This window comes from Bacillus sp. SRB_331 (assembly GCF_003264175.1).
GTDB classification, from domain to species: Bacteria; Bacillota; Bacilli; order Bacillales; family Bacillaceae_G; genus Bacillus_A; species Bacillus_A mycoides.
In genome coordinates, this window is record NZ_NADV01000005.1 from 1 (window position 1) to 11,166 (window position 11,166).

12 protein-coding genes and 1 pseudogene are annotated in these 11,166 nt (G+C 31.8%); 9 read left to right on the top strand and 4 right to left on the bottom strand.

Annotated elements, in window-relative coordinates; genetic code table 11:
• The 6 genes and pseudogenes from B5P42_RS03450 to B5P42_RS03480 all read left to right on the top strand — a co-directional run.
• Positions 1-278: pseudogene (locus B5P42_RS03450) on the top strand (helix-turn-helix domain-containing protein); the annotation flags it as partial.
• Positions 279-905: 627 nt separating this feature from the next.
• Positions 906-1,160 (top strand): SunI/YnzG family protein, encoded by a 255-nt coding sequence (locus B5P42_RS03460; protein ID WP_060752200.1) that lies wholly within the window; start codon positions 906-908, stop codon positions 1,158-1,160.
• 347 nt (positions 1,161-1,507) lie between these two features.
• A complete protein-coding gene (locus tag B5P42_RS03465) occupies positions 1,508-2,098 on the top strand; it encodes a hypothetical protein (RefSeq protein ID WP_113733654.1) in 591 nt (196 codons plus the stop codon).
• Between the two features lie 227 nt (positions 2,099-2,325).
• Positions 2,326-2,910: a helix-turn-helix domain-containing protein gene (locus B5P42_RS03470; protein WP_002193740.1), complete on the top strand. Its 585-nt coding sequence runs from the start codon at positions 2,326-2,328 to the stop codon at positions 2,908-2,910.
• Positions 2,911-4,146: 1,236 nt separating this feature from the next.
• Entirely contained in the window at positions 4,147-4,698 is a 552-nt protein-coding gene (locus tag B5P42_RS03475) for a MerR family transcriptional regulator (RefSeq protein WP_113733655.1), read from the top strand.
• Between the two features lie 62 nt (positions 4,699-4,760).
• Entirely contained in the window at positions 4,761-4,946 is a 186-nt protein-coding gene (locus B5P42_RS03480; RefSeq protein ID WP_044443238.1) for a hypothetical protein, read from the top strand.
• A 450-nt stretch (positions 4,947-5,396) separates the two neighbouring features.
• Here the strand turns inward: B5P42_RS03480 and B5P42_RS32250 are convergent, their stop codons facing one another.
• The 4 genes from B5P42_RS32250 to B5P42_RS33360 form a co-directional block, all read right to left on the bottom strand.
• A complete protein-coding gene (locus B5P42_RS32250; protein WP_113733656.1) occupies positions 5,397-5,726 on the bottom strand; it encodes a hypothetical protein in 330 nt (109 codons plus the stop codon).
• A gap of 489 nt (positions 5,727-6,215) precedes the next feature.
• On the bottom strand, positions 6,216-6,692 hold the full coding sequence (locus tag B5P42_RS03490; protein ID WP_002110812.1) for an SMI1/KNR4 family protein: 477 nt from the start codon (positions 6,690-6,692) through the stop codon (positions 6,216-6,218).
• 35 nt (positions 6,693-6,727) lie between these two features.
• The gene (locus B5P42_RS03495) at positions 6,728-7,156 is read right to left on the bottom strand and encodes an SMI1/KNR4 family protein (protein WP_000092333.1); all 429 of its coding nucleotides are present in this window, start codon (positions 7,154-7,156) and stop codon (positions 6,728-6,730) included.
• On the bottom strand, positions 7,153-9,291 hold the full coding sequence (locus B5P42_RS33360; RefSeq protein WP_113733657.1) for an HNH endonuclease: 2,139 nt from the start codon (positions 9,289-9,291) through the stop codon (positions 7,153-7,155). Before B5P42_RS33360 ends, B5P42_RS03495 begins: the two co-directional genes overlap by 4 nt.
• Before the next feature lie 485 nt (positions 9,292-9,776).
• On the opposite strand from B5P42_RS33360, the gene B5P42_RS03505 reads away from it, so the two are divergent.
• From B5P42_RS03505 to B5P42_RS03515, 3 genes are all read left to right on the top strand, one after another.
• On the top strand, positions 9,777-10,178 hold the full coding sequence (locus tag B5P42_RS03505) for a hypothetical protein (RefSeq protein ID WP_113733658.1): 402 nt from the start codon (positions 9,777-9,779) through the stop codon (positions 10,176-10,178).
• 1 nt (position 10,179) lies between these two features.
• Positions 10,180-10,371 (top strand): helix-turn-helix transcriptional regulator, encoded by a 192-nt coding sequence (locus B5P42_RS03510; protein ID WP_113733659.1) that lies wholly within the window; start codon positions 10,180-10,182, stop codon positions 10,369-10,371.
• 663 nt (positions 10,372-11,034) lie between these two features.
• The coding region (locus tag B5P42_RS03515; RefSeq protein WP_142674043.1) for a helix-turn-helix transcriptional regulator at positions 11,035-11,166 on the top strand (132 nt) is incomplete at its 3' end.

Sequence of the window (11,166 nt, forward strand, 5' to 3'; positions counted from 1 at the left end):
GTGAATTATATGAAGTAACAATTGATGAGTTAATAAAGGGATCAGAGGATGCTAGAGAGGATTTAGATAAAGAGGATAAAGCTGAGTGTGAAGATGATGATGAGGGAAATGATTTTGGATTTTTTATAGGTATTGTTCTTATATTTGTAGGTATATTTATTGGTATTGAAGGAATTTCTTTATTTATAACTATATCAGGGATGCTAATAATGGTATTTTATAGTGATGTGAAAAAAGTAATTATTAATGAATTTAAAATAAAAAGAAGACCGAACTAGATTGTTTTTCTAGTTCGGTCTTCTTTTTATAATGTAAACAAATATTCAAAAGTTTACATTCATTTTTAAATGTGAATATCTAAAAGTTTTAACAGTTTGATAACATGATAGTTAAACAAATTAATGAAGAACAATGAATTAATATAATATTTTATAAAGATAGATTATCGAAATTTCTTCGTAATATTAAAATAATTTCTAAAAAAACATTTATACTAAGCCATAAAAAAATAATTATAAAAAGAAAATCAATAATTATTATTAAATAGTTTTTTGACTCTCTTTTTATTTCTGTATTTAGTGCTGAAATAAAATTCATTTTCAATAAAATTAAGACTGAAAAAAATAATAAATTGAATAAAAAAATATCCATTATGAGACCCCTTTGTATGTTTTGGTAATAAGTATCATTTATTACCAAATATACAAAAATTTTCATCAAGGAGTAAGTCCTGATAGATAAAAAAGTAAACTTTTAGATAAAAGTTTACTTTTGAAAACAGATAAAAATAATTTGTTATTCATATCATTTGCAAACATAAATATCCAATAAAGATATTTAATTACAAATTCATTTATTTTATTTATAATTATATTTAGAAAATAGAATGGAAAGGTCTTGGTAATATGTTGGGTATTGATGTTATAAAAACAACAGAGGAATTAATTATTAAATGGCAATTAGCAAAAGTTAGTATTCCATTAAATGAAATTATTGAAGTTATTGAAGATGATACTTATGCTGGTGTTGAAAAAATTGATGCAATTCGAATTGGGACACCTTATGCTACAACTGATCGCATCTTAATTAAAACTAGAAAACAAGATTATGTACTATTTACTACTAATAAAGTTTCGATTTTAAATAAAATAAATGCTTAAGTATTTATTTGAAGGCCTAATACCAGCGTAGCTGTGATTAGGGGTAAAAAAATATTTTGTAACAAAAAATGAACGTTTATTTTGTGACTTTAGTAAGAAAAAGCTGACGAAGATGGGCTTTTTTATTTGCTGAAAATCGAGCGAAGCGACAACCGTTTTAGAACGAGAAAATGAAATTTCGAGACCGAAAAAACGGTAAAGGTTGTAGGAATCTCCTACCAAGTCAAAAACACCGTTTTTGGGGATTGTGGCCACACTCCCGTAGCTTGCCCATTCTTTTCGATTTTTGATGATATTATATAAGATGATTTAGAAATACGATTTAAAATTGGAAAGGTGTATAAAATATGAAAAAAAAATCAACTAAAATTACAATGATAAGTAGTATTATTGTAATAATTTATAATTTAACTAAATGGTACTTAGTTCAATTAGTTACACCATTTTTCATGCCGATTGTTAGTATCGCAATTTATGGGTCATTTTTCATAATATTCATTATCGGAATTATAAACTTTATAAAATGTAAAAACTGGAAACCTTTAGTTATACAATTAATTATAATTATTATTTGTATATATGTGCCTTTTGTAAAAATATATATGAAACTAGATTTTATAATTTATAAAGAAGACCGTAAACAAGTAATAGAACTTATAGAACAAAAAAAATTAATTCCAAATGTTGAGTATAACAATGAAATGATTCATTTACCTAAACAATTTGTATCAACTTCCAAAAATGGTGGTGATATATTGGTTCAAGAAAAAGAAAATAGTACTTTAATTTTCTTCTATACTTATCGTGGTATATTAGATAATTTTTCAGGTTTTATATATTCGCTTAATGATATAAAACCAATTAAGTCGGATTTTAATAGTGATTTTAAAGAAATCATAAAGGTAGAAAAGAATTGGTATTATGTTACATCATATTAAAAAATAAAATTTGATTTGTGATTTTCGATAATAAGAAAAAAGAGTCTCTATTTATCTAGGACTCTTTTTTTATTAGTTACAACAAAAAAAGCCAATCATGATATAATTGAATTGTCGAGAAACAACTAGAATGAGAGGCTTTTTTATTCTTATAAAATTCTAATTACATAATAGCATAAAAAAAGTCTCCGTACTAGTTGTAAATACTAGGAATGAGGAGAAAAGTTATGACAAATACTATCAATTTAAAACAAGCTGAAAAAAATGCAAGATTAAGAGATATCGAGGATTCGAAGATTTTGTCAGAAGAAGAGATGTATTTAGCAAATGAACTTCAAGCAAAAGCTAATTCTCATGGTATGAAGCTAGTCCCAGAACGAAAAGTGAAGAATAAAGCTAAATTCGCTCAAATTATTCAGGAGAATTGGTTATATCTTATTCAGAATAATTATTTGAAAAACGAAGAAATTATGTTTTTAAACAAAATTATTGGTTTTATAGGGTTTCGATCTAACTGTATTGTTCATGATATAAATGCAAAAGAGCAGTTACCTATGACTCAAACTGAAATAGCAGAAAAAATAGGTTCTAGTAAAAATACAGTTAGTAGATTAATAAAACAATTAATTGAAAAGGGTCTAATTGGACGTTTTGAGTCGGGTAGAGATGGAATTAATGCTAGAATGTATGCACTGTACATAAACCCAAATATGATTCTTTGTGGAGATCGAGACAATATTAATCAAACACTACAAACTATGTTTATAAGAAAACCAAAAGAATTGAAAAATTTACCTATAAAATTAGTGTAACCTGTATGAATTTCATACAGGTTTTTTTGTAACTTTCATAGTTATCGAATTCGATAACTATGAAAAAACTTGAAACCCTTGGTATTACTGGTTTTTTTCTGCTTTTGTATGCTTGTCCCTTCTCACTCTCTATATAAAGGGCTAAAAGTTCCGCAAGGAACGGGTCGTATTTTCCTTCGCTTTGCTACAGAAAATCTCCACCCTTTTCGCTTTGCTACATCCTTGCGGAACTTTTTTCGGCTCGAGTTTGGATATCACCAAGCCGATACATCCAAAAGCAACTATTTGGGATCATCAGCTTGAATTGCTATTATACGAGCCGAACCGCTAGTGCCTTCGCTTAATAATTTCACTTACCACATTGATAGATACGTAATACGTGGGGGCTCGTCCCCACACGACGAACCAGCCTCAACCCCAAAAGCAAAAGAAAACCTCCTTTTAAACCTGTTTATTTTACTTTTTAAGCGTTTATTTTCGTTTTGACGACAAATAGTATTGTTTTAGATTTATATCTTTTAAAAAGGATTCTGAAGCGTTTAAATAGTATTTTGTATTTTGTTGTTATTTGATTCTAGATTAAGGATTTATATTTGTTTAATGCTCATTGTTTTCTTTTAGTATTTTAAAGTAATGTTTGATTGCAATTTATTAAAAATATCATGTCGTTAGTGAGTACTCATATGGAGACATCAAAGGGACTTTGTGTACTCACTGAGTCTACATCTAGGGACACAATCGGGACATTTAGAATGTTTTGTGTCGTCAGTGAGTGGACATCCTGGGAATTTTCGTGTACCCACGTTTAAGCTAGGCTCCGCCTAGTCCCAACCCCTAGTTGGGCCCAAAAACCCCTTATGCTCTTCTCTCTTTTTTGATTCTGAATTTCCAATTTTATAAAATGACTTATTTTTTTACTGGATTTTATTATGTTAAAAAAACAAGAATGTAATTTTAATTGTGGTTTGTTGAAGGGTTATTAGAAAATTTATGTGGCGCGGCTATGATCTTCGCTGTGTGGATTAAATAATCATATGTTAAGAAGGAAATGAAGTACGGATGGGGATAGGGGAGAAATTCTCTATTTTTATATGACAGAAGGATATAAACCTTAGTAAAATGAATTAGTAAAAACCTAGGTTTTATACCTAGGTATCAAGGTTGATTTTTTTGAAAATAACCCTTGATATTTAAAAAACTTAGGTTTTTATCTAGGTTTTAAAGGTGGGTAAAAAGATGGATAAAAGTGAAAACCTAGGTAAAGAAAAACCAGGTTATATAGCGATGACCGTTAAAGAAGTTGCACTGTGTGTAGATGAATCACCAAATGTTATAAGAAATTGGATGAAAGAATTAAGGATGTATATTCCTTTGGAGAAAAATGAGTCGGGTTACAATGTTTTTAATGAAAAAGCTCTTGAGCAAATGAAAATAGTTAAACAATTACATCGAGAACAGAATTACTCAATAAAACAAATTGAACATTATTTTGCTACAGGTGGAGAAAGTATAAAGCCTGTACCTAGTAAAGAAGTTGGAGAAATTTTAGCTGAAGAATTAAAATCATTAAAAAATGAAGTTAGTAGACTTAGAGAATATAGTGAGAAACAAGAGGAATTTAATAAATTGCTAATTGAGCAATTACGAAAACAACAAGATTATATTGACAATAAGTTAGAGAAACGTGATCAGAAGTTACTTGAAACAATTAGAGAAGTACAAGAAACAAAATTATTAACGGCATCTACAGAACCAAAAGGTTTTTTCGCGAGATTATTTGGAAAATGATTTTTTGAAATATGGTAAAGAACTTATTATTAAGGATTTAAGGATTTAAGGAGATAATTAGTATGAATAATAATGTTCCCAAAGTATTTCAATGGCTTCCTAAAAAATGGGGGAAAAGAAAAATTTCAGAACAGTTTTTCCAATCAAGATTTGATGCTGAAGGTAAAGGAATTTGGATTATTTATTATGCTGTAGATTTATATGTTGTAACTATCCCATTACAAGTGAAAAAATATAATACACTTTAATGTTCTGTTTTTTATTAAGAAGTTTTAAAATACGGTAAGTGAAATTATAGGTATAATTTTCTATGAAAATTAGTTTTTTATTTATTGTTAGCAATAAATAAAAAATGTATTTAAAAGGAATTGTGGTTGCCGTGCGTGTGGAATCGCTGAGTCCTGGCGTTTATGCCGCGAAAGTTCCTTGACGATGAGGGGAACCCTCATGCAAACTCGCCAGGGGTGGCCCCAGAAGGGCGGTTTTTGCCCGCTGGGGTTAGCTTTGGGAGTTTGAGGGTTCGGAGGCTCGTGGTCAAGGGAACCGTGGAATAAAAAGCGAGGACGGACCCCAGGACAGGGCAAAAACCAGTGTCTTCGCCAAGATTCGTGGTTCTACTGTTAGAAAAAGGCGAATAAGAATATAGCATACATACAATAAGGGAATGCAGTATAGATCAGTCTACAAGCATTCCCTTGCTATAAAGATGTTAAAGGAGCCTTAACTCTATCTTCCCCACCAGCAGTTAACTGATGTTTATTATTACGTTCTCCCATCTCTAACGTTAATTCTCCAGAAGCTCTCTCAGTTTGTTCTGGTTTATCCGTTTGATATAAATATCCATTTGTTTCATATTTCACATTAGATTTCAATTTAAATTTATCTAAAAAGTGATTACCATCTTTGACTACACCATCAAGATAATCGCTTACAGTGTTACCCGTACCCTTAGGAACTTCATGGACTTTCCTTTCGAACTTGCTGATTAGATTTCCAAGCTTTTCCGTATCAACTTGGAGGGACCTCAATCCGAATAAATCAGCCGTTTGACTAAGCCTAACCTTAACAGGAATTGGAACATTCTGATATTCCTTTTTCCACCGTTAGCCGTGCTCATTCCGTCATAAACAGGGAGCTTGTATTTAACTTCATAAATACCTAGAATATCCGGGTGTGGCGTTTTTGTTACACCTTGATTAATATTCTTTATCGGATCACCGAAGTTGTCTAAAATGTACTATTCAAAGTTTTCAAGGTTGTGTCCACCTTTTATACTTATAGTCGGTTTTGCTTTAAAACCTTCTACTTCAATTAAATGCTTATCATAACCAGTCTTAAAATTCACTTTAATTTTCGGATTAACTTTAGGAACTTCACCCGTCCCCTATGTTGTACTTTTAAATAATTCGGGGAAAAAGAAGAGGCTTTCTCTGGGTCGTTAGACCATAAAGAAAGCCCCGTTTAAATTAAAGAGATTAACCAACTATTAACTAATTCGAATCAATAAAATCCTATCATTAGTTTTCAGGAATATATAAATTATCCACAAATTCAGAGAAACTTTTAGAAATTAGTCGGATGTATTCCTCTCTTAACTCGTTATCTTCTTCAAAGTAATCCATATCACAATGATATACACTACCTCTATCTTTCCCATCAATTGATAAACAAATCAAACTCCCCGCTGGGTCAATTCCAATTGGAAGCAAATTACTTGGTACCACTTGCACCAAATTATAACTTCTTAATTTCTCTTCTAGATTTATTTCATTTTCTATTGATAGAGGAAAAAACATTGAAACAGACGATGTTATTACGCCTTTCTTAGTTGTATCATTAGTTTTAAATCTTCGTTGCTCAGTTTTCCCTCCATTTTTAGACAGCAAAAATTGTTTATAATCATCAGGGAACAATATACCATACTTATTTTCGAAATCTTCGATATCTTCAATGCCAATAGAGGTAAAAGTATATTCAAAATCTAAATTCCTCATACAACTAACCTTCTTTCCTGTTCATTTTGTTTTGCTCAATCAGAGTATAATCTCTCAATCAATTCAGAAAAAGAGTCGCATATTAATTTAATTTTATCCTCATTCACTGATTCCTGATCATAGAAAACTACTGACGGAGAATCTTTAGTATCACAGTAATTAAAACAAATCAGTCCCCCAAATGGGTCTCTTGCAAATGGAATAATACCTTCCGGAAGTGAAGTTAATTCATAAACAACTTCTATATTTGCATCTTTGCTTGTAAAACTTAATAGACAATCAAAGACTGCTCCACCCTCATCATCATTAATATCATAAATATTAGGCTCAGGATAACCACCGTTATTTTTTTTAATGCATTCACGGTAATCATCTGGAAATCTGACACCAAATGAATTCTCTACAGCAATAATTACTTGCTCATCTATCGCTCCATCCGTAAATAGCCAAGTTACTCGGCTCATTTTATCATCTCCAAAATAATTTTCTTCAGTTTACCTGTTCTACCGTCATCTCCACCACCCCAAATTGCTCTACCACCTGTATGACCCGCAACCTGATGTTCATAGTAATTAACAAGTTGCATTTTACCAGTCTCTTGATGATGATGCCATGTGACTGATTTTGGCTTCTTACCTAATTTGAATAGCTCAATATCTGTTTGGCTGAATTGTTTTGCTAAGTTTGGATCTTTCATTATATCGTCATATAATTTTTGTGAGAGATATTTAAACTGCACTGAGTCAGGCTCTATATGATATGACTCTGATAAAGATGTTTCATATTTTGAATTAAAAATTGGGTAACCATCTTTATCATATTTAACTTTATAAGTTTCCCCATTTTTCTTAGATGTAAATGTATAAGTAGTAATTCCTGTAGAATCATCTACTACTTTTTCTTCAAAATCTCTTGGTTTATTAGGTTTTCTACTATAAGGAGGTAAATCTCTAGCTGCTTTTGTCATAGCTTCTTCATATTCTGCAGTTCTTTCATTAGTCGGTTTAATTTTTTTAGTTTGAGTACCTTTACCCGTACCCTTAGTTTCACTCTTAGCAACAGAAAATAACTCTCCATCAAGTGCGTTTCTTCCTCCTCCATTCCCAACACCAGCTAACAAAGGTTCATGGAATAAATTCGGGATCTCAATATTTTTAATCTTCTCCCTAACATTCTTCATACTGTTCGGCAACTTATTTATGAATGCCGCTACTTCTTCCAACTTACTACCTATTTTACCGCTTTTCTCTGCTACTTGATAGATTTTTGCACCCTCTGCAAGTTTTCCGGATGCAGCTAATCCTTTTACTGCGGCGCTTACTTCACCAACGCCGACAAAACAACTGCCAAAATCAAATAACATGCCACCAAAAGCATAAGGGTCGGTCAGAGCTTTCTCTACATAACCTTTCACTGTGTTTAACATTTCTTTTTGGTCTTTTCTAAAGGTTCTAGCGAGGTTATCCAGCACGGGAATTTTGTCCGTGTATGCGGGATTATTTAAGAAAACACTAAGATAAGGAGCCGTAATTGTGATAGAGCCTACAATCCCATATTCGGCAAGTTTCTTCGCCCCTTGCAAAGTCGCGTTGAGATCGTCCATCCTCCATTGGGCTGTTTCTTGCCCTGTTGCAGAGTTCCATCCCAATGCAACCAAGTTAAAGATAAGCGAACCGAGCTTACTTGCACCTATCGCAATCCCACTAATAGCGGATCCTGCCGCCCCTAAAAAACCTTCCAACACCAAGACATCATCAGAAAGTTCTTTCAGGAAAGGAATGTTCTCCCCTACCCATTTTGTACCTTTTCTCAATACATCCCATTTCTCACCGGCATTATTGGAAAAGTTTTGAAGCCAAGCCTCCACTGGATGATGTTCCGCCCATTCCTCTTGCTTTTTCTTCATTTCTCTTTCAGCTTCTTTTTCCGCCTTCGTGATTTGTGTATCCATTTCATGAATGCCTTTTGCCAACTCATCTAGAGCAAAGAAGGCTTGAAGTTTTGGATCAGTATGAGATAAACTACTCATTTCCCCTGCAATTTGAACTTGTTGGTTTAGAGCATCGAGAATGTTTTCCGCATTGCTTTTTTCTTTTTTACTTTCAAATTGCTGTACTTTTTGAATCGTATCCTCTAGTTCTTTGCTGGCTGCAACCAGTTTTTCATCAAACTGGCTTTTCGGCATACTCAGTGAAACCAAATCGTTCACGCTGTTGTAAATATTAGAGATGCGACTATCCATTTCATGTTTCTTGGGTTGAAGATTGGAAAGTTTGTTTTGTGTTTGCAGTAATGCATCTTCCAGAATAACCGCATTCTCATCACTTTCTCTCGTTGTTGACTGAAAATCCTTTAAAGTTGTCAACATTTCCGCAATGAGAAATTCATTGGTAACTTTCAACCCAGTCACAACTGCACTTTGGTTATTATTGATGTCGTTGACAATTGCATTTCCTGTTGCACCCTGCATGGCATCGGCCTGGATAATACCATTCAATGCTCTTTGGGCTTGTTCAAGTTGATTATTTGTTTTACTGGTATCTTTTTGGAGTTTGGCCAGTACTTCATTGAATTCCTTTAAATCTACATGAAATCCCATTTAATTCGTCTCTCTTTCTAGTGGTAGTAACAGGGTTGCAGTCATTCCCCCTTAATAAAAGCTTTTAAAAAAATCAATCAAGTATAGCAAAACAAATCAAAAAAGCATCAAAATGGAGCGTTTTCGATACGGGATATACATTTCAAATACAAATAAAGACCAATGACAAATCCAGTCATTGGTCTTTATAGGAATGTTATACAAGATTTTATGCAAAAAAAGAATGGCAAGGATCCCTAGAATCCTTTCTATACCAACAATGTATAAAAAGTTGCATAGATTGATAAAAAGAAAAAAAGGCGAATCCCTTATGAGAGTAAGGGGACGCCCTTTTCTTTGCTACTGATAATGAGACGTTATGTTAACTGAGTCTGAATAAGATATTCACTTCGGATGTAAAAAGGTTTTGACACTCTAATTTTCACTAGATATAATTTAAATGTAAAAAAGTTTTTACATTTTTGGATAGGAGGGAATCATACAAGATGAATGGAAAAAAATTCATATTCTTAATTAGTTGTATTTGTTTAGTTCTTATTATTGCTTATGCTTTATATATTTTTATAACAGAAAAACGTATTAAGATGAGTGTATTTTTCTTTGCATGCTTAATTATTAGTTCTATCGTAAATCAAGTCACATGGGGAGATGCTGATGCTGTTTCAAAAGAAAGCCAGGATGAATTAGGAAAACATATTTCTTATTTGAGTTACAAGATTGGATATTTTGTCCTTATCATCGTTATGTTCATTACATTAGTTATAGGAGAGGGTAAAACTATTTGGAGTCTTGATAATGTCCAAAATTCCGCTCTTTATTTAGCCTTATGTGCTTCCCTTGTTATAGTTCCAATCACTGAATTTTTTGTATCAAAGAAGTTTAAGTAATATGAAAAACTCTATTTCAGTGTTCCGTAAAGAAAAATCTATGACACAAGAAGAATTGGCTAAGTATTGCAATGTATCACGCCAAACTATTAATGCAATTGAAAATGCTAAATATGATCCAACATTAACATTAGCTTTTAAATTAGCCGAAGTACTACGTACAACGGTTAATGAACTATTTAATCCGAATTAACTTCCGTTAACGGAAATTATGTAAATAGGAAACCCCTTTAGCCAAGTAAACTGAAGGGGTTTTTCTAGATACATTGAATACCGATAAGTGGTGTTATGGTAACTACGGTTGTGTAGAATGTATATGTTTGATTTTAAAATAAATATGTATATACAAGTTTTATAATTGTTACGGTTGCTCCAAGATAAGCAAACCATTCCCAAAGGGGTGTTTTTTGTTTAGAATCAGTCATATTGTTATGTCCTCCTTTTTTAACATCTGTTAAACAATATATTATCATAATTATGAGATTTTTGATTAATTAGATCATTTCAATTAAGTAGTTCTTTACTTCGAATAGATTTTGCAATCTCTTTATTTATGCATTTTTGAATGTATACTTTTCTCGGTGTTTTCACTAAAAATGGCTAAGGTAAGATAAACCCAATGAAATCAACAAAATGAATGTAAACTAATATCTAAAAGTTTACATTCGAGAAAATTAAAAAGAGTCCTATATTTATGGGATTCTTTTTTTAGTTTCTGATAATATTGTATCAATTGAATATAGAGGGTAATTTAGTAAGGATTTAAATATGTAAACCATTAGTTTACATGTATTAGATTAATGGTTTCTTTATTGATTAGAGGTTTATATGTAATGATTTCTTAGAGGTGAATAATATGAATTTAGGTTCGCAATTGAAAAAGTTTCGTGAATCAAAAAGCTTTTCACAAGAAGATGTGGCTCGAAAGGTTGGAGTGACTAGACAAGCTGTTTATAAATGGGAGAGCAATAAAAGTTATCCTGATACT

Excerpts from the sequence above, each read along its gene's own strand:
- B5P42_RS03460 (WP_060752200.1), top strand. The coding sequence starts at position 906 with ATGTTGGGTATTGATGTTATAAAAACAACAGAGGAATTAATTATTAAA.
- B5P42_RS03465 (WP_113733654.1), top strand. The coding sequence starts at position 1,508 with ATGAAAAAAAAATCAACTAAAATTACAATGATAAGTAGTATTATTGTA.
- B5P42_RS03470 (WP_002193740.1), top strand. The coding sequence starts at position 2,326 with ATGACAAATACTATCAATTTAAAACAAGCTGAAAAAAATGCAAGATTA.
- B5P42_RS03475 (WP_113733655.1), top strand. The coding sequence starts at position 4,147 with ATGGATAAAAGTGAAAACCTAGGTAAAGAAAAACCAGGTTATATAGCG.
- B5P42_RS03480 (WP_044443238.1), top strand. The coding sequence starts at position 4,761 with ATGAATAATAATGTTCCCAAAGTATTTCAATGGCTTCCTAAAAAATGG.
- B5P42_RS03490 (WP_002110812.1), bottom strand. The coding sequence starts at position 6,692 with ATGAGGAATTTAGATTTTGAATATACTTTTACCTCTATTGGCATTGAA.
- B5P42_RS03495 (WP_000092333.1), bottom strand. The coding sequence starts at position 7,156 with ATGAGCCGAGTAACTTGGCTATTTACGGATGGAGCGATAGATGAGCAA.
- B5P42_RS33360 (WP_113733657.1), bottom strand. The coding sequence starts at position 9,291 with ATGGGATTTCATGTAGATTTAAAGGAATTCAATGAAGTACTGGCCAAA.
- B5P42_RS03505 (WP_113733658.1), top strand. The coding sequence starts at position 9,777 with ATGAATGGAAAAAAATTCATATTCTTAATTAGTTGTATTTGTTTAGTT.
- B5P42_RS03510 (WP_113733659.1), top strand. The coding sequence starts at position 10,180 with ATGAAAAACTCTATTTCAGTGTTCCGTAAAGAAAAATCTATGACACAA.